The 23772-nt window shown below is 40.9% G+C and carries 19 protein-coding genes; 12 read left to right on the top strand and 7 right to left on the bottom strand.

Going from position 1 to position 23772, the window contains the following annotated elements:
- Nucleotides 1-37 precede the first annotated feature (37 nt).
- Complete coding sequence (gene rng, locus MMO38_RS01195) at nucleotides 38-1492, top strand: ribonuclease G (protein ID WP_004669353.1); 1455 nt, start codon at nucleotides 38-40, stop codon at nucleotides 1490-1492.
- A 134-nt stretch (nucleotides 1493-1626) separates the two neighbouring features.
- Nucleotides 1627-1800 (top strand): PA1571 family protein, encoded by a 174-nt coding sequence (locus MMO38_RS01200; RefSeq protein ID WP_004669351.1) that lies wholly within the window; start codon nucleotides 1627-1629, stop codon nucleotides 1798-1800.
- A 35-nt stretch (nucleotides 1801-1835) separates the two neighbouring features.
- Here the strand turns inward: MMO38_RS01200 and MMO38_RS01205 are convergent, their stop codons facing one another.
- Together MMO38_RS01205 and MMO38_RS01210 are read right to left on the bottom strand one after the other, a co-directional pair.
- A complete protein-coding gene (locus tag MMO38_RS01205; protein WP_004669349.1) occupies nucleotides 1836-3221 on the bottom strand; it encodes a wax ester/triacylglycerol synthase family O-acyltransferase in 1386 nt (461 codons plus the stop codon).
- A 224-nt stretch (nucleotides 3222-3445) separates the two neighbouring features.
- The gene (locus MMO38_RS01210; RefSeq protein ID WP_241322170.1) at nucleotides 3446-4177 is read right to left on the bottom strand and encodes a phosphoadenylyl-sulfate reductase; all 732 of its coding nucleotides are present in this window, start codon (nucleotides 4175-4177) and stop codon (nucleotides 3446-3448) included.
- Between the two features lie 173 nt (nucleotides 4178-4350).
- On the opposite strand from MMO38_RS01210, the gene thrH reads away from it, so the two are divergent.
- Nucleotides 4351-4968 (top strand): bifunctional phosphoserine phosphatase/homoserine phosphotransferase ThrH, encoded by a 618-nt coding sequence (thrH, locus tag MMO38_RS01215; protein ID WP_241322172.1) that lies wholly within the window; start codon nucleotides 4351-4353, stop codon nucleotides 4966-4968.
- Nucleotides 4969-5046: 78 nt separating this feature from the next.
- On the opposite strand, the gene MMO38_RS01220 is transcribed toward thrH, so the two are convergent.
- Nucleotides 5047-6276: an outer membrane protein transport protein gene (locus tag MMO38_RS01220; RefSeq protein ID WP_241322173.1), complete on the bottom strand. Its 1230-nt coding sequence runs from the start codon at nucleotides 6274-6276 to the stop codon at nucleotides 5047-5049.
- A 223-nt stretch (nucleotides 6277-6499) separates the two neighbouring features.
- The gene (locus MMO38_RS01225) at nucleotides 6500-8032 is read right to left on the bottom strand and encodes an outer membrane protein transport protein (protein ID WP_241322175.1); all 1533 of its coding nucleotides are present in this window, start codon (nucleotides 8030-8032) and stop codon (nucleotides 6500-6502) included.
- Between the two features lie 486 nt (nucleotides 8033-8518).
- Here MMO38_RS01225 and kdpA point away from each other — a divergent pair, with 486 nt between their 5' ends.
- The 8 genes from kdpA to MMO38_RS01265 all read left to right on the top strand — a co-directional run bounded on the left by kdpA (nucleotide 8519) and on the right by MMO38_RS01265 (nucleotide 18116).
- Complete coding sequence (gene kdpA / locus MMO38_RS01230; RefSeq protein WP_241322177.1) at nucleotides 8519-10216, top strand: potassium-transporting ATPase subunit KdpA; 1698 nt, start codon at nucleotides 8519-8521, stop codon at nucleotides 10214-10216.
- Between the two features lie 13 nt (nucleotides 10217-10229).
- Entirely contained in the window at nucleotides 10230-12242 is a 2013-nt protein-coding gene (gene kdpB / locus MMO38_RS01235) for a potassium-transporting ATPase subunit KdpB (RefSeq protein ID WP_241322178.1), read from the top strand.
- A 9-nt stretch (nucleotides 12243-12251) separates the two neighbouring features.
- Nucleotides 12252-12863, top strand: coding sequence for a potassium-transporting ATPase subunit KdpC (gene kdpC, locus MMO38_RS01240; protein WP_241322180.1), 612 nt, complete (start codon nucleotides 12252-12254; stop codon nucleotides 12861-12863).
- Between the two features lie 13 nt (nucleotides 12864-12876).
- Nucleotides 12877-15528, top strand: coding sequence for a sensor histidine kinase KdpD (locus tag MMO38_RS01245; protein ID WP_241322181.1), 2652 nt, complete (start codon nucleotides 12877-12879; stop codon nucleotides 15526-15528).
- A gap of 10 nt (nucleotides 15529-15538) precedes the next feature.
- Nucleotides 15539-16237, top strand: a complete 699-nt coding sequence (locus MMO38_RS01250; protein WP_005195468.1) for a response regulator transcription factor — start codon at nucleotides 15539-15541, stop codon at nucleotides 16235-16237.
- 146 nt (nucleotides 16238-16383) lie between these two features.
- The gene (locus MMO38_RS01255) at nucleotides 16384-17055 is read left to right on the top strand and encodes a CsgG/HfaB family protein (RefSeq protein WP_241322182.1); all 672 of its coding nucleotides are present in this window, start codon (nucleotides 16384-16386) and stop codon (nucleotides 17053-17055) included.
- A gap of 18 nt (nucleotides 17056-17073) precedes the next feature.
- Nucleotides 17074-17442, top strand: coding sequence for a DUF4810 domain-containing protein (locus MMO38_RS01260; protein ID WP_121928639.1), 369 nt, complete (start codon nucleotides 17074-17076; stop codon nucleotides 17440-17442).
- On the top strand, nucleotides 17439-18116 hold the full coding sequence (locus MMO38_RS01265; protein ID WP_241322183.1) for a GNA1162 family protein: 678 nt from the start codon (nucleotides 17439-17441) through the stop codon (nucleotides 18114-18116). Before MMO38_RS01260 ends, MMO38_RS01265 begins: the two co-directional genes overlap by 4 nt.
- Before the next feature lie 57 nt (nucleotides 18117-18173).
- Here MMO38_RS01265 and MMO38_RS01270 read toward each other — a convergent pair whose 3' ends face one another.
- On the bottom strand, nucleotides 18174-19634 hold the full coding sequence (locus MMO38_RS01270) for a coniferyl aldehyde dehydrogenase (RefSeq protein ID WP_241322184.1): 1461 nt from the start codon (nucleotides 19632-19634) through the stop codon (nucleotides 18174-18176).
- A 153-nt stretch (nucleotides 19635-19787) separates the two neighbouring features.
- Here MMO38_RS01270 and MMO38_RS01275 point away from each other — a divergent pair, with 153 nt between their 5' ends.
- A complete protein-coding gene (locus tag MMO38_RS01275; protein ID WP_241322185.1) occupies nucleotides 19788-20342 on the top strand; it encodes a phosphatase PAP2 family protein in 555 nt (184 codons plus the stop codon).
- Between the two features lie 39 nt (nucleotides 20343-20381).
- Here the strand turns inward: MMO38_RS01275 and MMO38_RS01280 are convergent, their stop codons facing one another.
- Both MMO38_RS01280 and MMO38_RS01285 read right to left on the bottom strand, forming a co-directional pair.
- Nucleotides 20382-21614 carry an HmuY family protein gene (locus tag MMO38_RS01280; RefSeq protein ID WP_241322186.1) on the bottom strand — a complete coding sequence of 411 codons (1233 nt, stop codon included), beginning with the start codon at nucleotides 21612-21614 and terminating at the stop codon, nucleotides 20382-20384.
- Between the two features lie 14 nt (nucleotides 21615-21628).
- Nucleotides 21629-23680 carry a TonB-dependent receptor gene (locus MMO38_RS01285; RefSeq protein WP_241322278.1) on the bottom strand — a complete coding sequence of 684 codons (2052 nt, stop codon included), beginning with the start codon at nucleotides 23678-23680 and terminating at the stop codon, nucleotides 21629-21631.
- Between the last annotated feature and the right edge of the window lie 92 nt (nucleotides 23681-23772).

Consider the following 23772-nt stretch of genomic DNA (forward strand, 5'->3'; position numbering starts at 1 on the left):
TCGGATATAAGAATTTTTATAAAGTTTTGAGTTGGTTATGGCTGAAGAGTTGCTAATTAACGTCACACCGATGGAATGTCGTGTGGCATTAATCGAAAATGGTACGGTCAATGAGCTATTTGTTGAACGTACAGTAAAACGTGGGTTGGTCGGTAATATTTACAAAGGTAAAGTTGTACGGGTATTACCCGGTATGCAGGCGGCTTTTGTGGATATCGGTTTATCGAGAACTGCCTTTTTACATATCAATGATATGGTCTGGCCGCGTTCACAGCCGACCCCAAATGTTTTTGAACTTTTGCATCCGGGGCAAATGCTTACGGTTCAAGTCATGAAAGACATGTTGGGGACCAAAGGTGCACGTTTAAGCACTGATCTTTCTATTCCATCGCGTTATCTCGTGCTTATGCCTTATGGCAATCATATTGGGGTATCCCAGCGTATCGAATCTGAGGAAGAACGAGATCGACTGCGTGGCATCATTGAGCACATTCAGGAAGAACATCTTCTTCCCGGTAGTGTGATTGTACGTACGGCAGCAGAGGGTGTGGACGAAGCTGCAATCGCCCAAGATATGAATTATCTAAGTAAACTTTGGGAATATATTCAACGCAAACAAAAAGAAGTTGCGACCCCTGAAATCATTTTCGAAGAATTGCCACTTCCACAGCGAATTGTGCGTGATCTTGCAAGTGGTGAAACCGCTAAAATCTATGTCGATTCACGTGAAATTCATGCCAAGCTCAGTGAGTTTGTTGATGAATTTGTACCGATGATCAAAAACCGCCTGATTCACTATCCGGGGGAAAAGCCATTATTTGACTTGTATAACGTCGAAGAAGACATCCAAAAGGCATTGCAAACACGCGTCGCACTTAAATCTGGTGGTTATCTGATGATCGACCAGACTGAGGCAATGACCACAATCGATGTCAATACAGGTTCTTATGTGGGTGGTCGAAGCTTAGAAGATACGGTTTTTAAAACCAATATGGAAGCCACGCAAGTGATTAGTCGGCAACTCCGCTTGCGTAATTTGGGTGGCATTCTGATCATTGATTTTATTGATATGCAAGAAGCTGGGCATCGTGAAGAGGTGATGCGTCAGTTTGAGAAAATGCTCGAACGTGATCATGCGAAGACCAAAATTACTCAAGTTTCTGAGCTTGGTTTAGTGGAAATGACACGTAAACGTACGCGTGAATCGTTGGAACATTTGCTTTGTGAATCCTGCCCAACCTGTCAGGGACGAGGATATGTGAAAACAGCAGAGACAGTATGTTACGAAATATTTCGAGAGGTCATGCGATATGCCCGTGCATTTGACTCCAAGGGTGGCTTTACTGTCGTTGCGCACCCAGCGGTGATTGATCGGCTCTTAACAGCAGAAGCCCCAGCCGTGGCGGATTTAGAGCATTTTGTGAACCGCGTCATAAAATTCCAAGTTGAAAATCTATATACGCAAGAGCAATACGATATCATTTTAAGCTAAAGTTGTAACAAGATTTCGCTTAATCCTTGTTACAACTGAAATTTTACTTTCTATCATGAATTTTAAATACTAGAACCATAAGATTAGCCATAGGCATTTTTCAGTGCCTTAGCAAATATAATGAGGTATATAATATGAATGTTAGTAAAAGATTAGTGAGTCACGGTTTTAAGCATGTTTTGGACAGCACCCCTGTAAATACATGTTACATGGTCGATAGTCAAGGTAAAGAAGTTCCGATTACCACGGCGATGATCCGCTCTGCTTGTCATCAACTGCTACAACGGTGTCGCGCAATTAAAAAATAAGGGGCTATGAAAAGCCCCTTGGTTTTTTCTGAAAGTTAATTCGCAACTTTTTGCTTTTCGAACTCTTGAATCTTTTGTTCAAAGCGTTGAATTTCTTCTTCTAAATGAGTCAGTAGATTTTGCATTTTAGGCAATGCATTGCGGCATGCAATCAATCCCACCTCAAGTTTATCGAGATAACTGGTCAAAGTAATATTCAGCGCTTGGCCATCCATAACGATTGAAGCAGGGTACAGCGCATCCAGTCTTGCACCATTCCAATATAAAGGCTCACGTGGACCCGGTACATTCGAAATCACAAGGTTAAATGCTTGGCGTTTAGGTAGCATACCTGAAACGATATTTAGACCTGCTGGACCATACACAACAGCACTATAGTTCAAAATCTCATTTGCAGTCATACGGCTAAAACGTTGTTTAGAGTTTTGTACGCTACGACGAATAATTTCTAAACGTTCAATCGGGTTTTCAATGTGCGTCGCAAGATTTGCCAAAATCATGGTAATGCGGTTACTGACGTCTGAATCATCTGTGCGCAAAGAAGCAGGAACCATCGCAATAAGCGGTTTTTTCGGCAGACTATTTTGACTAATTAAATACTCACGCAATGCACCTGAGCACACGGTAAGTACTACATCATTGATGGTCACACCCAAGACTTTAGCAATATAGCGCAAGCGATTCAGTTCAAAAGATTGTGCTGCGAAACGACGAGAAGAACTGACACGTTGGTTTAAAATAGAAGGCGGTGCTTGAAAGGTTGAAACGTAGTCTGGGTTTTTCCCCATTTCTTTAAATATTGTTTGAGACAACTCTTGCATGACTTTAGGGGTGACTTCAAGCTGAGATTTGATCCCATCTATAAAGCCTTTGATTTTGCTGACGGTCGGTGGCTTTGGTACTTTTAAACGTTTACCGCGTGTTCCTTCAACACACCATAACGGCACAACGTGTTTTTCATTTGGATCTTTAGACAGCGACTTTTCAATTAAGCGCATACCCGCAACGCCATCGACCATTGCATGGTGTATTTTGAAGTACATGGCAAAGCGATTGCCTTCAATACCTTCGATAATGTCACAGGTCCATAATGGCTTGGCACGATCAATCAGTGAACTATGCTGCTGTGAAATATAGACCAGCAATTCGCGAATACGGCCAGGGTTGGGTAGTGCAATATGGCTGAAATGATGATCTAGGTCGAATTCATTGTCTTCACCCCAAAATAAACCATTGAGTTGGTTATTAAATGGAGGTACTGGAATGCTTTTTGATTGACGAATTTCTTCCACTAAGTCATGTACGAAAGTCGGCGAAGCATTCTCAGGAAGTTCGAATAAAAACAATCCACCTACGTGCATAGGCTGTTGTCTTTTTTCTAATGAAAGAAAAATGAAGTCGATTGGGTGTAATGGGCGCATAGCAGATTAGCCTCTCGTCGCATTTTTTATAAGATACTCGTAGGATTTGCTGATATTTCAACCATGAAGTGCCAACAAACCCTATAACTCTTATTAGAATTATTGAACCGTTGTGTCGAGTATATACGGTTTGTTCTGGTTAAAATATGACTTTGTACACGGCAGTCATAAAAAATAAAACCACTGATGAATCAGTGGTTTTATTATACCAAATCTGTAATTGATTATTTTTTGAGGTTGCCAGCATGCAAGCCACATTCTTTGTGAGTGGCTTCTTCCCACCACCAGCGTCCTTCACGTTCATGCTGATTTGGAAGTACGGCACGGGTACATGGTTCACAGCCAATCGAAATAAAACCACGCTCATGCAATGGGTTGTATGGAATTTCCATCATACGGATATAACTCCATACATCCGCACTGCTCCAGTTCGCAAGTGGATTGTATTTAATCAGTTGCTTACCTTCACCTGAAAAACCAACATCGGCTTGAACCACTGGAACGTCACTTCGCGTTGGGCTTTGATCCTTACGCTGACCTGTAATCCAGCCGTCTAAAGTTGCCAACTTTTTACGTAAAGGCTGTACTTTACGTACGCCACAACACTCCTGATGACCATCTTCAAAAAAGCTAAATAAGCCTTTTTCATCTACCAGTTGCTGGACTGCTGCTGATTCAGGAAAGCAAATTTCGATATTGATCTTGTAATGTTTACGCACAGTTTCGATGAACTGATACGTCTCGGCATGCAAGCGCCCGGTATCTAAACTAAATACACGGAACGGTTTGCCAATACGAGATGCGATATCAATCAATACAACATCTTCAGCGCCTGAAAATGAAATGGCAATTTCACCTTCTTGGCTGAGCGCAAGTTCTAAAATTTCTCGTGGCGATTTATCTGCATAGTCAGCAGCGAGAGCATCTACAAGGTCAATAGTCGGAATAACAGTCATGAATGTTCCTGGCGATAGGCTTGGGCATAATTGTAAATCATTCTAAGCAAAGCGGAGGGCTTGCCGTCAACTTTAATCTTGCAGAATAAAGTCGTTTTATTCAACAACAGCGCAAAAAATTGAAAATGTTAATGGTATGATACAGCAATTTTTAACCAACATTGGACGCATTCATGGAAATCGTATGCCTAGATCTTGAAGGGGTTTTAGTTCCAGAAATCTGGATTAATTTTGCAAAAAAAACAGGGATTAAAGAACTCGAAGCGACCACGCGTGATATTCCAGACTATGATGTGCTGATGACACAGCGTCTAAATATCTTAAAACAACATGGTTTGGGTTTAAACGATATTCAGGCTGTGATCGCTGATATGGGACCTTTTGAAGGGGCAAAGGAGTTTGTTGAATGGGTCAGTACTCATTTTCAACTGATTATTTTGTCTGATACCTTCTATGAGTTTGCTCACCCATTGATGAAACAACTCGGTTGGCCAACTATTTTCTGTCATAAGTTAGAGACAGATGAAAATGGCATGATTACCGCGTATAAACTGCGTCAACCTGATCAAAAGCGTCAAGCAGTCAAAGCATTACATGGTTTGAATTTCCGTGTGATCGCAGCGGGCGATTCTTATAATGATACAACGATGCTTGGTGAAGCAGATCATGGTTTCTTGTTTGATGCACCAGACAATGTCATTGCTGAGTTTCCGCAATTTCCACCACTTCATGGTTACGAAGCATTGAAGCAAGCGATTCGCGCTGTATCGCAACGTAATATTCCAGAATAATATGTGTTTTTTCACCATCGTGTGAAAAATGTATAAAATAAAAGGCGCATAAAGCGCCTTTTATTTTATCAAACGCAATTAGAACTTATAGCCAATTTTCAAGCCATACGCGATCGCATCGTTATTGTTAAATTCGGCGATATAATTAGGCGTATCAAACTGAGAACCAGATTGTGCTTTGGCATCACCTAACCAGAAATATTTCACCCCACCAGCAATGAAGTAATTTGGAGCAGGGCTATATTGAACCCCGACACCAACATTCCAATATCCTTCTGTTGGTCCAAGTGTGGTGACTGGGTTACCTGCACCAGAGTCCCAACCGACAGATAGATTACCTGCCCATTGATCATTAAATTTACGTCCTACACCCGCAGTAACCGAATATTGATCATCGGTATAAGCGACGAGATCGAAACCCTCTTTTTTACCTGTTGAGGCAATGATTGGTGCTAACACAGAAGCTTCACCAAACTTATATGGGCGAATGGCAAAATCTTTCCAGTTCACCCAACGTATGTTAGCAAAGGCAACGGTATTTTCCATGATCCCTGTTTGTAAATCGAGATTGATTGACTGTGGGGTAGTAATCTCAGTTGTACCTTCTGAATGATTAATTTGATTTAAAATAGCATCAAAACCAGCATTGCCAGTCATACCTGCTACGCCATGTTTTTCATAAGCATTCATTTCGTGCTTAATCTTGGCACGATAGGTTAGGGATGCTTTAAGGGCGATTTCAGGGATTTGATAAGCGACACCCGCTAACCAACCCACTGCTTCATCTTTACCTGTTTTAAAGTCATAGCCATTGTATGCACTATAGCTAGTGCCACGTAATAACACAGTACTGTCTAAGGTTTGATAAACCGCACCTGCATAAGCGTTCCAGTTTCGAGTTGGCTGATAACCAAAGATTAAATTTAAATTTTCGGTACTTACCGTAACCGATGTTCTGCCGTTAAAAGGTACTGGTCGATTTTCGACAAAATTGTTTTGACCGTGATATTCAGCATCAGCACCATAAGGATGATCATAGAGTAGACCAATAGAAAAATGCTCAGTTGCTTGAATTTTTAATGCGGCACTTGGTGAGTAATACTGGTTTGCCATGTCCCCTGTATTATTTTGTGAAGTATCTTTTCCTGAAACATCTGCGCTCAGAAAGGTGATACCCGCTTCAAAATAGTTGTCAGGCTGTAAAAATGCAGCGATTGACTGACCTGAACGATCTAATGCAGCAGCAAAGGCTGAGGTCGTTGGTAGTAAACTGAGTAACACAGCTTTTTGAATGGCATGCAGCTTCATTGATATTTTCTCTCATATCACGGTATAACAAGAATGCCGCGGAAAGTAACATAATTTTGGGAAGCCTAAATATTTTACAAATGTCAATAAATGAACTGCTAAAGTCATGGAAAGGTGTTGAGTTATATGTACTTATAGATTATTCACTCTAATTTTTTTATTTAACGGTAAATTATGAGCAAAAAAAGACCGTCTTGTGACGGTCTTACTTCGTTGATATGGATTAGAAACGGTAACCAATTTTTAAGCCGTATGCGAGCGCGTTATTGTCTTCAAACTTCGCAACGTATTCATTAGTACCTGCTTGAGCGCCAGTTTGAGCTTTAGCATCACCTAACCAGAAGTACTTCACACCACCAGCAATAAAGGTCGCTGGAGTAGGGCTATATTGCACACCTAAACCAACATTCCAGTAACCATCAGTTGGACCTAAAGTCGTAATTGGGTTGCCTGCGCCAGAATCCCAACCTACAGAAACGTTACCTGCCCATTGCTCGCTGAGTTTACGACCAACACCTGCGTTTACAGACCATTGATCTTCAGAGTACTCTACTAGATTAAAACCATTTGGTTTACCTGCGACTAAACCTGCACCACCCAATGCTTTAGAGAGTTCACCAAATTTGTAAGGTTGAATTGAAAAATCTTTCCAGTTCACCCAACGGACATTGGCAAATGCAACGGTATTTGCCATGATTCCTGTTTGAAAATCAAGGTTGACAGATTGTGGTGTAGTGATTTTGGTTTTCTTATCAGCATTTAGTGCTGAAATAAGTTGTGACCCATCAACACCCAATCCACCAAGCACGCCTGCTAATTGTGGAAAACCTAATAATGAAATATCTTCTTTTATTTTTACATCATGGTCGATTTCTGAACGGTAGGTAATCGAAGCTTTAAGTGCGATTTCAGGAATTTGATACGCAGCACCCGCTAACCAGCCCACACCAGTGGTTTCTTTGATGCTAGCGTCATAACCATTATAAACACTATACGCTTCACCACGGAGGTTTACGTTACCTTTAACGGTTTGTAGCACTGGACCTGCATAAAAGTTAAAGCTCTGATTTGGTTGGAATCCAAAGACCATAGAGAGGTTTTGAGTATCAACTTTTACTTGAGTACTATTGTTACCAGTACTTGAACCAAGATAGCCTTTTGCCGCTTCTAAAGCAGCTTGGGTTTGTTGAAGTTGCTGAAGACCACCTGCGACGGTTGTATTACCGCCCTGAGCAACTTGTTGTAATGCACCCAAAATTTCTAGTTGAGTTGGATTGCTTGGATCTCCACCAGTAACACCTGTTACCGCCTGAAGTGCTGGGCCAAAGGCCGCACCAGCTGCACCGACTAATTGGGTAATAGATTTAGTTGCTAGATTATTGAGAGCACTTTGACTCAAAACACCATCATTTGGACCAGATACAAATACATTCTCCCCAGTGTATTTTGCATCAGCGCCAAATGGTTGATCGTAGAGTAAACCGAATGAAAATTTGTCAGTAAGTTGAAGTTTTAAGGCTGCGCTTGGGAAAAAATAATCCCCCGCCATATCGTCAATTTTGCGTGTTGTTGGAGTACCACCAGCTTCTTGTCCTTCTACCGTTGGGTCCAAAACTGAAATTCCAGCTTCAAAGTAGTTGCCTGGCTGTAAAAAAGCAGACATAGACTGACCTGAACGGTCTAACGCCGCTGCAAAAACTCCAGTTGCAGGTAACGTTGCTAAGATCATTGCAGTGCTAAGGTGTTTTAATTTCATTTTAAATCTTTCCTTGAACTTTTAAGATTCTTAAGTGTTGAGAAGCTATGAATTAACAACAAAACAGTTGTCTATTGTGATTGGCTATAACTTCATGTAACAAAAATACCATAATTAAAATAAGAGTAAATGTTCTAAATGAACTATTCAGTACGATTTTTTACATGAAAATGAACGGAAAATAATCTATATATATTTTATACATCTGTGTTTTTATTGATAAAATCATGAAAAATATAAATTATTTTTTTTGGAGGCGTGGATTTTTTTTTGCATTTTTAAGAAAATTATTTTTTTTAAGGTCAAAGATTTTTTGTAATAAATAGGAAATTTTTTCAATACAGTTATTTAAATTGCGCTATCAGACGGTTTAGGTGTGCAGTAAATAAGTTTACGCAAAATTTACGCATCTGTCTTTTTTCAATATAGAGAATTTACGCACTCAATTTCCATACTTATGCCGAACTATTTTTTATGGCATTACCTATGTGGGAATTTATTTCCGTATTTATGTTTGCATTGCTTCTAGCGTATCCCTTAGGACGCTATCTCGCCGATGTGATGCAAGCAAAACCGATGCGAAGCGACCGATTTTTTAAATGGATAGAGCAGCCCATTTATACTGTTCTCAATGTAAAACAAGTTGGAATGAATTGGCGCCAATATTTGGCAGCCTTTGTTCTGAGTAATATTTTATTGTTGGTGACCAGTGTCACTATTTTAATGACACAAGCTTGGTTACCACTGAATCCTGATCATATTCCAAATATGAATTGGGATTTGGCGTTACATACTGCGATTTCGTTCCTGACCAATACCAATCAGCAGCATTATTCTGGACAAGCACAGCTTTCTTATTTATCACAAATGACAGTGATCGTGGGGCTGCAATACTTGTCACCTTTAATGGGATTGGCATTATTAGTGGCAATGTTAAGAGCATTATTCTTACAGCCGAGTCAAACAGAAAACTCTGAGAAAAAGACATGGAAGAATATTAATCTGGGTAATTTTTGGATGGATATTATTCGTCCATTATTTCGGTTTTTTATTCCTTTAGCATTTATTTTCTCTTTACTGCTCACCTTTCAAGGCGTTCCAGCAACGCTTTCTGCTGGCCCGACTGTACAAGTTTTGGATCAATCAGCAGAAGTTCAAACTCAACGTATCCCTCTTGGCCCAGTGGCACCGATGGTTGCGATTAAGCAATTAGGGAGTAATGGTGGTGGTTGGTATGGTCCAAACAGCAGTGTGCCTTTAGAAAACCCAACCCCACTTTCAAATGTTCTTGCAATGATTGCAATCCTATTGATTCCATTATCAGTGGTGTTTATGGTCGGGCGCTTTGTCCAACGTCGGAAATTGATGTGGATGATTTTCGGAACGATGTTATTGATGTCAGTTGCTTCTGCCTCGTTGACATTGTGGACTGAAAAATCATCTTTGCTTGCAAACTCAGCATTGATGGAAGGAAAAGAAGTCCGTTTTGGCGCTGATGCATCCGCGTTGTGGGGCAGCTTGACCACACAAGTAAATAATGGCTCTGTCAATATGATGCATGATTCTGCTTCTCCTCTGACGGGTTTGCTTGAGCTATGCAATATGTTGATTAATGCGATTTGGGGGGGGATCGGTTGTGGTCTATTACAGTTCTTTATTTATCTGTTCTTAGCCGTTTTTATTGCAGGCTTAATGACAGGGCGCTCGCCAGAGTTATTTGGGCGAAAAATTGAAGTCACTGAAATTAAACTTTTAGCATTTGTGATCCTATTACAGCCTGTTGTGATTCTTGGGTTAACTGCAATTGCAATCGCATTTCCTTCGTTGACAGGCAATTCAAACCCTGCATTCCACGGAATCAGCCAAGTGTTTTATGAGTATGTCTCTGCTTATGCCAACAATGGTTCTGGTTTTGAGGGATTGGGCGATGACAGCTTGTGGTGGAATCTCAGTGCGAGTGTCGCATTGTTAGCAGGGCGCTATAGCGTATTGATCATCCCTGTTTTAATCGCCGTGAGCTTGGCAACCAAACCGCAAGCTGGAGAAAGCAAAGGTTCTTTACAGATTGAGTCGCCTACATTTGCGCTGACGTTGATCGCAATTGTATTGATCCTCACGTTATTGCAATTTATGCCAGTGTTGGTGATTGGACCAATTGCTGATTATTTATCTGTAAACATCTAGTGGAGCAAGCTCAATGAATCATTCAAATGCGACACAAATGGATATTTTGAATAAAGCAATTATTCAGCAAACCTTTTATAAACTGCTGCCGCAACATGCATTTAAAAACCCTGTGATGGCGTGTGTATGGGTGGGGACTGTTTTAACCGTTATTGCAACTTTAATGGGAAGTACCAGTTTAGGCTTTGGTCTATTGCTGACTTTGATTTTATTGGTGACGGTGTTATTTGCCAATTATGCAGAAGCTGTTGCAGAGGCCAAAGGACGGGGGCAAGCCGCTTCATTGCGTCAAGCTCGTGAGAATTTAACTGCAAATCGAATCGCAGACCTCAATGCGACTCCACATGTCATATCTGCAAATTTACTTAAAAAAGATGATTTAGTCGTGGTCAAGGCCGGTGAAATTGTGCCTGCTGATGGAGAAATTATCCAAGGTTTCGCCACCATTAATGAATCAGCCGTAACTGGTGAATCTGCGCCTGTACTCCGTGAAGCAGATACTGATCGTTCAGGGGTGATCGGAGGAACGAAGGTATTGTCTGATCACATTATTATTCGAGTCAGTAATGAAGCTGGTCATAGCTTTCTAGATCGAATGATTGCTTTGGTCGAAGGTGCCAATCGTCAGAAAACACCGAATGAAATAGCACTGAGTATTTTGCTCAACATTATGACCATAACTTTTGTGGTGGTGGTTGCAACACTACCGTTCATTGGTTCAATGGTGGGAATCAAGATTAGTCTTGTGTTGTTGATTGCTTTGTTGGTGTGTTTGATTCCGACGACGATTGGAGGATTATTGCCTGCAATTGGGATTGCAGGGATGAATCGCGCATTAAAAGCCAATGTATTGGCAAAGTCAGGAAAAGCGGTTGAGGTGGCAGGCGATATTGATGTGTTGCTGTTAGATAAAACCGGCACGATTACCTATGGCGACCGTCAAGCAACCGCATTTTATCCACTCAAGGGTGTTGCGATTCAAAACTTACGTCAAGCCGCAGTATTATCATCTTTAGCTGATCCAACGCCTGAAGGTAAGTCGATTGTTAAATTGGCACAAGAACAAGGTGAACAGGTTCATTCTTCTGAGATTGAAATGCAGTTTATTCCCTTTAGTGCGCAGACACGTATTTCAGGTGTGGACTTGGCAGAAAATCGCCAGATTCGTAAGGGATCTTATGATGCAATTATTCAATTACCTTATCAAAATCAAACGATTCAAGCTGAGTTAAAGCAAGTAGTCGAAACAGTTGCTCGTAAAGGTGCAACACCTTTGGTGGTGATTGATCGTGAAATGATCCTAGGTGTGATTGAGTTGTCTGATGTGATCAAGCCTGGGATTAAAGAGCGTTTTGCTTTGCTACGTGAGATGGGCATTAAAACCATTATGGTGACCGGGGATAATCCTTTAACTGCCGCCGCAATTGCTGCTGAAGCTGGGGTTGACGACTATATTGCCGAAGCTAAACCAGAAGATAAGCTGAACTGTATTCGTAAAGAGCAAGCTGCTGGTAAGTTAGTGGCCATGGTGGGGGATGGTACCAATGATGCACCTGCTTTGGCGCAAGCCGATATTGGTTTAGCAATGAATTCAGGTACGCAAGCCGCTAAAGAAGCTGGCAATATGGTGGACTTGGATTCTGATCCGACCAAGCTGTTAGATGTGGTTGAAATTGGTAAGCAACAATTGATCACGCGTGGTGCGTTAACCACATTCTCTTTGGCAAACGATGTATCTAAATACTTCGTTATCTTGCCTGCATTGTTCGCCGTGGCAATCCCTCAACTTGAAGTGCTCAACATTTTACAATTGAGTAGTCCAAGCAGTGCCGTTATTTCTGCTTTGATCTTTAATGCACTCATTATTCCAATGTTGATTCCACTTGCACTCAAAGGGGTGCAATTCAAGCCAGCGAGTGCTTTGCAATTACTCCGCCGTAATATGCTGATTTATGGTGTCGGTGGGGTGGTATTTCCATTCATTGCAATCAAGCTGATTGATCTTGTTGTTTCATTGTGGATTTAGGAGTGTGAAATGAATACATTAGAAAAACTTCCATCAATGATTGAGTCTCAGTCGTTACTACGTCCTAGCCTTGGTTTGATTATGGTTGGGTTCCTGATAGCTGGTGTGCTGTATTGCAGTGCGAGTGTTTCGATTGCACAGCTCATATTTCCAACGCAGGCGAATGGTAGTTTAATTACTACGAATGGTAAAGTTGTAGGGTCAAGCTTGGTTGGACAGTCCTTTGTGAGTGATCGCTATTTTCACGCCCGCCCTAGCGCTATTGCCTATGATGCGTTTGCGGTTGGGGGAAGTAATTTGGCTGTTTCAAATCCTGAATTACATCAGCAAATAAATGAAAGAACAGCCCAGTTTGCGCAATACAATCATACGACGGCAGAGCAAGTACCGAATGAGATGATCACTGCTTCGGGAAGTGGGATTGATCCTGATATCTCACCTGAGAGTGCGTTATTACAGGTCAAACGTGTGGCTGAACAACACCATTTAGCTGAGCAACAGGTTACTAATCTGGTCAAACAACATATTCAACCTGCTCAATGGGGGATATATGGGCAAGCCCGAGTGAATGTACTTCAGCTAAACTTGGCATTAGATCAATTATCTTCTACACCACGTTGATAGAGCAAACTTTATGCAGATTGACCGTAACAATAAAGCTGATGCATGGTTGGCACATAGTCAGCGTGAACAATCTGGACGTTTAACCATTTTCTTGGGTGCAGCGCCAGGTGTGGGTAAAACCTATGCTATGCTGACCCGAGCACATGAGTTGATGCAACAAGGTCATCATGTGGTTGTGGGCGTGGTGGAAACACATGGTCGATCTGATACGGAACGCTTGATTCAGGGGCTCAATGTTATACCAAGGAAGAATGTTGAATATCAGGATCGAACTTTGGATGAGATGGATCTCGATCACATACTGAGTTTAAAACCTGAAATTGTGTTGGTTGATGAATTGGCACATCGTAATGTACCCAATAGTCGCCATGAATATCGTTGGCAAGATGTCAATGAATTACTTGATGCTGGGATTGATGTATATAGCACTTTAAATATCCAGCATCTCGAAAGTTTGAATGATGTGGTCTATCAAATCACAGGGATTCGAGTCAGTGAAACAGTTCCCGATGCGTTATTGAAACGTCTGAAAGATATTCGCTTGGTTGATTTGCCCGTTCCAGAATTGTTGGAACGGATGAATCACGGAAAAATTTATAGAGCGGATGTTGCACCGCATGCTTTGCAAGGTTTTTTTAAGCCAGCACATTTGACTGCGTTACGTGATTTAGCAATTCAAACTGTCGCTGGACAAGTGGAAATTGATTATCGAGAAAAGTTTGTTGCTCAAGGGCAAATTATTCCGATCCAAAATCATGTCATGCTGGCGATTGATGGTTCAGAGTTTTCAGAGGATTTGGTCAGACGAGCACATCGAATCGCAGAAAGACGCAATGCAACGTGGAGCGTGATGTCGATTCAAAAGAGTCGATATCAAGACACGCAAACCTTTGCAGTCACTAAAGCTTTTAATTTGGCACGTAAGTTAGGTGCAGATACTTATTTGCTCTATAGCAATCATATCGCCTCAAGTATTTTACAAGCGGCTTATGATTATGGCGCATCGAATATTTTGCTCGGTAAGAGCCCCAAAAAATCAGTGTGGCAGCGACTATTTTCAGATCATATTGCCGATCAACTCTTAGAAAAACAGCATCCTTTTGAGATCACTTTTGTTCAGCCGTTGAAGGATAGGCAGAATGATCATCAACAGCAAGGGAATGCTTCAAGTAAATCATTTTTCGAGCAAGGTTTCGCTTTTAATCAACGTGAAATGATTGAAAGTATTTTTATCGTTCTCCTTGGATTTTTTGCTGCGGTCGTGAGTGACCGATTTATTGGTTATAGTGATTTAGCTTTAATTTTTATTGTTACCGTACTTTTGGTCGCTATGCGAGCGCGGATGGTGATTACCATCGCGACGGTATTTATTTGTTTTTTACTTTATAACTACTTTTTTATTGACCCTCGCTATACGTTTAGAGTCAGTGCCGAACGTGGTGTGATTACGATTGTGACATTTATCGTCACAGCATTATTGGTTGGACGTTTGGCAAATCAGTTACGTGCTCAAGTATTGAGTTTACGTGCTGCAAATTCAGTTTCCTTACAACTCCAAGAACTGGAAAGGAAGCTCTCAAGTTGTGTTGATATTGAGCAAGTATTAAATGTGGCGAAACAACATTTAGAAAGCGCTTTAAATGCAGCAGTTTGGTTGAGAATAGGGACTCAAGAGTTAGGTGAGACAGCTTCTTTATTGAATAAAAAAGATCAAATCGCAGCAGACTGGACGCAAAAAAATGCTAAACCCTGCGGGCGTTTTACCAATACATTGACTCAGTCGGAATGGTGGTTCAATCCAGTTCATTTAGTTGATGGATATGGTGTTATTGCGATTCAATTTAACCAACATCCCCAAACCATCAGCTTTGAACAACAACGTTTGGCTGAGTTGATGATTGATGATATTGCTCAAACTGTGTCTCGGGTGCAGTTGTCATTACAGTTGGAAAACTCTCGGGTCGTGGCTGAAACTGAAAAGTTACGTTCAGCCTTATTGTCATCTGTTTCGCATGATTTACGCTCACCATTGGCTGCGATGATTGGTTCTGCGGACAGTTTAAAATATTATAGTGAACAGATGTCGGTGTCTGACCGTCACGATTTATTGGATACGATTCATATCGAGGGGGAACGTTTAGATCGTTATATTCAAAACTTACTCGATATGACGCGATTGGGTCATCAAGGTTTGACGCTCAGTCGAGCTTGGATTGGGGTGGATGAGTTGATCGGTTCTGCAACCCAACGACTCAAACGTTATCAGCCGAATATCAATATTGAAGTGTCTTTTCACCAAGATTTGCCGCAACTCTATGTGCATCCTGCTTTGATTGAACAGGCGATTTTCAATGTTTTGGAAAATGCTGCCAAGTTCTCACCCGATGACATTCCAATTGAAGTAAAGATCCAGCAGCATGAAACTGAACTTCAAATAGATATCGTAGATCAAGGTGTTGGGATTCCTGAAGATGAGCGAGAGCAAATCTTTGATATGTTCTATACCATGCAACGTGGTGATCGTGGTAAAACTGGAACAGGTTTAGGTCTTGCTATCGTCAAAGCGATTATTGGTGCACATATGGGCAGCATTACAGCCCATGCTGGACCATATGGTCAAGGTACCTTAATTCGAATACGATTACCGTTACATCAGGATTAAAATCATTTGTATGCCACAAACATTTAATCAACAAGCGTCGGTTCTTATTATTGATGACGAACCGCAAATCAGAAAATTTCTAGATATCGCCTTACGTGCTCAAGGTTATCAAGTGCATGTTGCTGAAACTGGTATGAAAGGGTTGGAGACATTAGCAACTCGCGGTGCAGATTTATTGATTTTGGATTTAGGTCTGCCTGATATGGAAGGGCAAGCTGTTTTAACTGAAATGAGGCAATGGTCCGATATTCCAGTCATTGTTCTTTCAGCACGACCCGATGAAAATCAAAAAATTAAGCTACTGGATGCGGGTGCCAATGACTATGTGACCAAACCATTTAGTATTCAGGAGTTATGCGCTCGAATCCGTGTATTGTTTCGTAATAAATCACAGCAATCAGAACACAATATCATTTTTAATGATGGGCAATTATTTGTCGATGTCGCTGAGCATGTCGTGAAACTTGCTGGTGAGGAAATCGTTTTAACCAAAAAAGAATTTCAGCTTTTTGCATTGTTGATCCGCCATCAAGGCAAAATAGTGACGCAAAAACAAATTATGAATGAGTTGTGGGGCATCACCCATGAAGAAGATACTCACTATCTCAGAATTTTACTGAAAAAGCTTAGAACTAAAATTGGTGATTCTGCCGCAACGCCACATTATATTTTTACGATTGCTGGAGTTGGTTTGCGATTTTGCGAATAGTGTCGATTAAGTCGATCTAATTGATTGGATTATAAAATGATTTGTTCTGATTTAAATGGATGCTTGAATTGTAAATTGTTAGGTGGTTAAACGTTTTTAAGCTATAATTTTACGGTTTTTTTTATCTTTATTTTGATTGAGCAACAATGAAAAAATTATTAGTGATTACGGCATTTAGTTCTTTAGGCTTAATGGCCTGTTCAACCACAGAAACATCAAAATCAATTCAAAGCCCACAAGTGACGGCCGCGGTACAACAAATTAAATATAACGGAGCGAAAGTACCTGTTTCGATTGGTAAGTTTGATAATCGTTCAAGTTATATGAGAGGAATATTCTCGGACAATGTCGATCGTCTTGGTGGACAAGCGAAAACCATTTTAGAAACTCACCTACAGCAAACTGGTTATTTCTCGGTTTTAAACCGCGATAACTTGTCTGAACTCAAACAAGAAGTAGGTTATAGCAATACCACTCAAGCGATCAAAGGCGCGCGTTATGTGCTCACAGGTGATGTATCTGAGTTCGGCCGCAAAGAAGTTGGTGATCAGCAATTATTTGGGATTTTGGGACGAGGTAAACAACAAATTGCTTATGCCAAAGTGAACTTGAATATTGTGGATGTGAAAACATCAGAGATCGTGCATTCAGTGCAAGGTGCGGGCGAATATGCATTGAGCGCGCGCGAAGTACTTGGTTTTGGTTCTACAGCTTCTTATGACTCAACCTTGAACGGTAAGGTACTTGATTTAGCGGTACGTGAAGCAGTCAACAATTTGGTTACCGATATTCAGAATAACCGTTGGACTGCACAATAAGACAGGGTCGCTGTAAAAATGAAAAAAATTCTTTTCACCAGTCTGATGAGTATTGGATTGGTTGGCTGTGCTGCTGGACCTCAACCTTTATACAGTTGGGGGTCTTATACGCAACAGACTTATTTGATGTATAACGCGCCAGAAAAAGCCACACCCAATGCACAAATCATCAAGTTAGAAGCGGAAATAGAAAAAGCAAAAGCGAAAAATTTGGCTGTTCCACCGGGACTCTATGCGCATTTAGGGTTGTTGTTTTTACAACAGAACAATGCGCAAAAAGCAGTTGAATATTTCCAGTTGGAACGACAAGTTTATCCAGAATCAACCGTGTTGATGGATCGTTTGTTGCAGAAAATGAATGCCAATGTAGGATCGACACAGCCATGATCAAGACGTTTTTAGTTGCGAGTCTTTTGCTCACAGGTTTGGTGTTTACGGGCTGTGCATCCTCTCCTGCAGTGAATAAAGATATGACTGTGTATAAGCAGCATATGCCAAAATCAATTTTGGTGTTACCGCCTGTCAATGATTCCCCAGATGTGAAGGCAACCTATAGCTATTGGCCAACTGTGATCACACCTGTTGCTGAAGCAGGTTATTATGTCTTTCCAATTTCTGTGGTTGATTCGATGTTTAAAGAGAATGGCGTGACCAATGGTCATGATGCTCAAAGCATTCCGACTCAGAAATTACACGAAATTTTTGGTGCTGATGCTGCACTTTATATTCGAATTAAAGAATATGGCTCTAAATATCAAGTCATCCAAAGTGTTGCGACGGTGAGTGTAGAGGCAAAGCTAGTTGATTTAAAAACCAATGAGACGCTTTGGACAGGTGAGAAAAAGGCGGTTCAATCCAGTAATAATGGCAACAATGATTTACTCACTGCACTTGTTGGGGCATTGGTTGAACAAATTGCGGGTAGTTTAAATGATCGTGCTTATCCTTTAGCAACGATTGTGAATACGCAATTATTTACACCGACGCAGCATAATCCGGGTTTGGGCTTGCTCTATGGACCACGATCCCCTCGATATCAACAAGATGGTGTTGTGAAGTAATCCATTGTTCATACACATAATAAAAAGCCTCTGAATGAGGCTTTTTATTATTGAAGGTTATTTAATATTTGGATCGCCTTTTTTCAAAAAGAAATGCAAAGCGAGTTTTTGTACCCATGTACCATAAGGTGGATAAAATAATTGGGTTGGGAAGAATCGATGTCGAATAAAGACTGTTTTTGCATGTGAAAGTTCTCGGAAACCTTCTACACCATGATATGTACCCATACCTGAGTTGCCGATCCCACCGAATGGTGCATCATGGTTGACAACATGCCAACCCCAGTCATTGATGGTGACACCGCCAGAGTGAGTCTGTTTTAAAATGTGATCACGTTCTGTGGCGTCATGAGTAAAGCAATATAAGGCTAATGGACGTTCACCCACTTTAATATAATCAATCGCATCATCTAAGGTGTCGTAAGCAACAACAGGGAGTACAGGTCCAAACAACTCTTCTTTTAAAATGCGCATCTCTGCTGTGCAGTTCAGTACGATATGCACTGGCATACGGCGCGCATCTTTCTCAGTGTCGTAATCACCACACACAATGATTTGAGCACCTTTGGTTTTTGCGTCTTCTAATATTTCTTGAATCCGCTTTAAATGGCGGTCATTTACAATAGAAGTGTAATTGTCATTATTGTGAATATTGTTGCCATACATCGCCGTGAAATTGGTTTTACATTCCTGCACGAACTGCTCAACTTTTTCTTTAGGCACTAGCGCATAGTCAGGGGAAACGCAGATCTGACCACAATTGGTGGCTTTACCATGCAAAATACGTTTTGCTGCATCGGCTAATGGATAATTTCGGCTAATCAGTGCAGGGGACTTACCACCTAATTCAAGTGTTACAGGCGTTAAGTTTTCTGCGGCTGAGCGCATCACGACACGTCCAATCGCAGGTGAGCCAGTAAAGACGATGTGGTTAAACGGTAGCGATGTGAAGAGTGATGGATCAGTGATTTCCTCACCAAATACACATACCTCATCTTCACTAAAAACTTCAGCCAACATTCTTTTGAGCATGGCGTTGGTGGCTGGGGTAATCTCAGGAAGTTTGATCATGACGCGATTGCCTGCTGCAATCGCTGCAACGAGAGGACCGAGCGCCAAATAAACGGGGAAATTCCACGGTACCACAACACCCACAACGCCTTTGGGCTGGTATTGCACACGTAAACGATTGGATAGGAAAAGTAATTCAGTACTGCGTTTGCTCGGTCGCATCCACTTACGTAAGTGACGAATCGCATGTTCTGCTTCTAATACTGAACCCAGTAAATCCAGTAGTTTGGATTCGTCTAGTGAGCGTGAACTAAAGTCTGTGTTGATCGCTGTTGCGATCGCATCTTGATAGCGAATGATCTGTTTTTTGAGGTTAAATAATTTGCTGCGACGTGTGTCTAGGTCTGGATAGGGTTGAGCATCGAAAGCCGCGCATTGTTGGGTAAAAATGGTCTGCATCTTTTCATGAGCAGTATGCTCAGATGACTGTGAATGTGGGGAATTCATCATTGCTCCTTTTATACTTCATTATCTCGATTGTTTAAATATTCTAAATATTTCATCTCAATGGCTTGGGTTTGGAGAATCGAATACATCATTCGTTCATCTTACTGTTGTACAATTATTGGAACTCATTCATTGATCAAAAATAGACTTGAGATGATTTTTGAAAATTTAAACCTTCATTTATTTCATTGTATAAATTCTTTTGCTTTGAAATATCCGATTTTAGACAAAATAGCGATATTCTTGGCTGATGATTTAAACACAGTCTTTATCAGTTTTCTTGTGTTTTTATTGGTTGTGCAGTGGAAAATCTACAATGTAGTGTTTGCAAAAACATTGTTCATCGTTCTTATATCGTTGTTATTGTGTGATTTAGTGGATACTTTCTATCATCATCCACGCCCATTTCAATTTGGGGTGGGACATAAATTGATCGGTCATGGTTCGAGTTCATCCTTTCCGAGTCAGCATACCTTGACGATGGTGATCATTGCATGCTCATATTTGATGGCTGGATTTAAGCTGATTGGCGGTATCGGCTTAGTGCTGAGTCTCGTGGTTGGATTATCTCGAATTTATGTCGGCGTACATTTCCCCTTTGATATCATGGGGGCTTTCTTGATTGGCTTTATGTTGGTGGTAGCTGTCAATTATGGCTTAAAAGAATTGGCAATAAGATTGCGTAAAGCGATACCATTACTGAATTAAATCTAAAGAAAAACGGAGCATTGCTCCGTTTTTTATGGTTTATTTTGCTGGTTGAATATCAAACTCAAAGGTCCATGTGGTCGCACTCTTATTGTTCATTGGATCTGCATAACGAATATCGGTGAGATGCATACGTGCATAGCTATTACCTTTGTTACTACGGATCATGCTTGCTCCAGTAGGGTCTGCTTTAATGGTATGCATCGCTTGTAGTCCATCTGCTTGAGCAGCCGCCAGCGTTGGATAGTAGTTATACCAGCCATACGATAGTTTTTGTGAAGAAGTTTCTTGAGGTGTTGGATTCAGGATAGAGCTAATGGTATTAGACCCCCAACGCGTTATTTTTGCTGAAATAGCTGCTTTGAGGTCTGCTTCAGTGCTCGCATAGGCATTGATATCTTTGAATTTATCTAAGATGACTTTGCCTTCAGCAGAGTAGAATCCTTCAGGTTGGGATGCAACTGCACTACCAATATTTTGATTTACTTGCACATAGTAACGATTAAATGCGAGTTGCCATTTTGCTTGAGTATCTTTGGTTGTGGTGCCGCTGACAAGGTCAACATAGTTCCAGCCTTGTGTGGCATCAACGGTTAAGGTTTTGACATCATTCGGATACCGAGTGTCGATATAACGGATCGAAACATATCCTGACGTAGTTCCTTGGTAGTAGTTGTAGATTTGTACCGCAAATACGGGTTGATCTGTGGTACCTATTACATTGGTGGAAGCAGTATTGGTTGTCACTAAAAAGGTTTTAAAATTTGGTGACATTCGATGATCACCAAATAAATTATATTCCAAAAAGCTGTTATAACCATTTGTCGTTGCCATAAATGCATTGCTGTAGGCATCTATATTCCAAGCTTGACTTGGTAAACTTCCACCTTGGGTTGCATCCAGCTCTTTTGAGAGTTGTTCCCATGTTGCTGAGAAGGGTGAATAGAGTGCTCCGCCATTACCAGATCCACTCACACCACTGTTGGTAAATAACATTGGCGTACGTGTACCCATTGCAAATTGCAAATCCCAATCCGATGCTGTACATGAAACTTCTGCTTGCGTGTCAATGTCATAGCAATAGGAAGAATTTGCACTGGGTGTAATCGTCCATTGCGCTGATTTGATTTTAAATTGGTCGGTATTGCTGGAACCGTTATTTGATGTATTGTTATTGCTACCACTTCCGCCACCACCACCGCACGCGATCAGTAAAGCGCTTAAGGTACTTAGTGTAAAAAGTTTGCAAAAATGTGTGCTTAGATTAGACATACTTTATTGATCCTTTAAAAATTATTCCAGTGAAAGCGCACACCCATGTAGCTATAGCGACCAGCAAGTGGTCGATAATCGACAGGGGCAGAGAAATCACGTTGTTCATTAAAAATGTTGTCGATGCCGACAAAGGTGCTGATCATCGGGTTGATTTGATAATCAACTTGAGTGTCGATGCTGAACCAATCTGGAGAACGAAGTTTGTTGCTGTTATCGGTGTATTCTTCACTTTGATAACGGGCGCGTATGGTCAAATCAAGATGATCATTGAGTGCAAAATCACTACCTAGACGCGCGATATGTTTTGGTCGGCGGGTTAAGAAAGTACCTAGGGTTTTATCTTTTGCTTCGGTGTAGGTATAAGCGCCGTTTAGTGACCAAGACGGGGATATTTTCCATTGTGCTGAACTTTCAATGCCTTTGGTTTGAGCCTTTGCGACATTGCTATAGCTGTATAGGGTAATGCCGTTGTTGCTGCTTGCATTGTCATAGTCTGTTTGGATGAGGTCTTTAACATCATTCCAAAACAGATTGATGTCAGCATTCCATACTTCATTTTGAACAAGGCTAAGTCCGAGTTGGTAACTATCCGATGACTCTGGTTTTAAGTTGGGATTGCCAATGACGACATAACCTAAGTGGCTGTGATCAAAAGAATAAAAACGTTCTTTTAAATTGGGTACGCGATAGCCTTGACCGTAGCTAAAACGCAGATCAGCCAAAAGATTGTTGTGGTCATAAGCGCGATATTTTGTACTGAGTTTAAAGGCATTGTGGTTGCCAAAATCATCATCATTTTGAAAGCGCCAGCCTAACACTGCATCTAGATTTTTGAGTAGATTGAGATCATTTTGTAGATAAAACTCATGGCGATCGCGTTGTGCTTTACCGCCTTGCATTTCAAACTTACCGTTATTGCTTTGTTCTAGTTTTTCTTCGTGCCAATCATATCCGAATTGCCAATTTTGCTTATGCCAAGTCGGGAATGAAAATTGTGAACTGAAATGGTTATTTTCTTGTTTTGAGTTACGCAGTGCGGATAGAAAACCATCTACAGTTTGAACTGAAGTTGTATCATAGGTTTCATGGACAGCCTTTAAATCAATTTTGCCTAAATCTAAGAGTTGCAGTTGTGAACCTGCACTGATGCGTTGACGTTCAATGTCTTCAACTTTGTATTGTTTTAAGTTGAAAGGAGAGACAAAGAGTAAATCTTTTTGATGATCTTTTTCTTTATATTGATTGAAATCGGTCCATAACATGAACTGATCATTTGGCTGCCAAGCGCCATAAAGCGTGTATTGTTGACGTTTTTGTTCATCCCCTTGCAATGGATAATCACTCGGTTTAACTGCAAAGCCATCGCTGCTGAGTTGATCTGCTAGCAAACGACCTTTCAGTGTGGCATTGGCTGCTTCAATACTGATTTTTTGATGATGGTTGTTGATTGAGGCTGATTTTCCATTCGCATTTTGTTTGCCATAAGAACCGATATCGACTTGTCCTGAAACAGATATACCTTCTTGGACTTTGTTTGTGATGATGTTAATCACACCGCCCATCGCTGATGAGCCGTATTGTGCTGATGCGGCTCCTTTAATCACTTCAATATGATCAATACCACCAATTAGATATTGACTTAAATCAACGGTTGAACCTGTGCTTGCCGCTAATGGTAGCCCATCAATGAGTACGAGGACTTGATCGCTACTCAGACCTTGCAATGAAATTTCATAACCTGATTTACCATGAATTTCTCGTAATAAAATTCCAGGAATATTTTTCAAAGCATCTTTTAGGGTCGTGGCGTTGGTGCGTTTTAATTCATCTTGATTGATGATCTCTGTCCGAATCGGGCTATCCAATAAGCGTTTTTCTGAGCGTGTACCAGTAACAACAATCGTATCCAATACATGTGGTGTTGACTGTTGAGCGGCATGAAGTGAATTTTGATCCGCTTGTGTATGGGTAGAAACTAAGCCCACGGCAAGTAAAGACGTAAATAAAAAGCATGGTTTAGATAAGCATGGGGGAGATTGAATAGTCACAATATGATCACTAATGAAAATTATTTCATAATGTAAATGGTAATGATTATCGTAATAATTTACAATACCTTAAATATTTATTTCAAAAAGACACAAACACTTACATG

Origin of the sequence: Acinetobacter sp. NIPH 1852 (genome assembly GCF_022549455.1) — a bacterium.
Taxonomy (GTDB): domain Bacteria; phylum Pseudomonadota; class Gammaproteobacteria; order Pseudomonadales; family Moraxellaceae; genus Acinetobacter.

Coding starts and splice junctions, on each gene's coding strand:
- rng (WP_004669353.1), top strand. CDS start 38: ATGGCTGAAGAGTTGCTAATTAACGTCACACCGATGGAATGTCGTGTG.
- MMO38_RS01200 (WP_004669351.1), top strand. CDS start 1,627: ATGAATGTTAGTAAAAGATTAGTGAGTCACGGTTTTAAGCATGTTTTG.
- MMO38_RS01205 (WP_004669349.1), bottom strand. CDS start 3,221: ATGCGCCCATTACACCCAATCGACTTCATTTTTCTTTCATTAGAAAAA.
- MMO38_RS01210 (WP_241322170.1), bottom strand. CDS start 4,177: ATGACTGTTATTCCGACTATTGACCTTGTAGATGCTCTCGCTGCTGAC.
- thrH (WP_241322172.1), top strand. CDS start 4,351: ATGGAAATCGTATGCCTAGATCTTGAAGGGGTTTTAGTTCCAGAAATC.
- MMO38_RS01220 (WP_241322173.1), bottom strand. CDS start 6,276: ATGAAGCTGCATGCCATTCAAAAAGCTGTGTTACTCAGTTTACTACCA.
- MMO38_RS01225 (WP_241322175.1), bottom strand. CDS start 8,032: ATGAAATTAAAACACCTTAGCACTGCAATGATCTTAGCAACGTTACCT.
- kdpA (WP_241322177.1), top strand. CDS start 8,519: ATGTGGGAATTTATTTCCGTATTTATGTTTGCATTGCTTCTAGCGTAT.
- kdpB (WP_241322178.1), top strand. CDS start 10,230: ATGAATCATTCAAATGCGACACAAATGGATATTTTGAATAAAGCAATT.
- kdpC (WP_241322180.1), top strand. CDS start 12,252: ATGAATACATTAGAAAAACTTCCATCAATGATTGAGTCTCAGTCGTTA.
- MMO38_RS01245 (WP_241322181.1), top strand. CDS start 12,877: ATGCAGATTGACCGTAACAATAAAGCTGATGCATGGTTGGCACATAGT.
- MMO38_RS01250 (WP_005195468.1), top strand. CDS start 15,539: ATGCCACAAACATTTAATCAACAAGCGTCGGTTCTTATTATTGATGAC.
- MMO38_RS01255 (WP_241322182.1), top strand. CDS start 16,384: ATGAAAAAATTATTAGTGATTACGGCATTTAGTTCTTTAGGCTTAATG.
- MMO38_RS01260 (WP_121928639.1), top strand. CDS start 17,074: ATGAAAAAAATTCTTTTCACCAGTCTGATGAGTATTGGATTGGTTGGC.
- MMO38_RS01265 (WP_241322183.1), top strand. CDS start 17,439: ATGATCAAGACGTTTTTAGTTGCGAGTCTTTTGCTCACAGGTTTGGTG.
- MMO38_RS01270 (WP_241322184.1), bottom strand. CDS start 19,634: ATGAATTCCCCACATTCACAGTCATCTGAGCATACTGCTCATGAAAAG.
- MMO38_RS01275 (WP_241322185.1), top strand. CDS start 19,788: ATGATTTTTGAAAATTTAAACCTTCATTTATTTCATTGTATAAATTCT.
- MMO38_RS01280 (WP_241322186.1), bottom strand. CDS start 21,614: ATGTCTAATCTAAGCACACATTTTTGCAAACTTTTTACACTAAGTACC.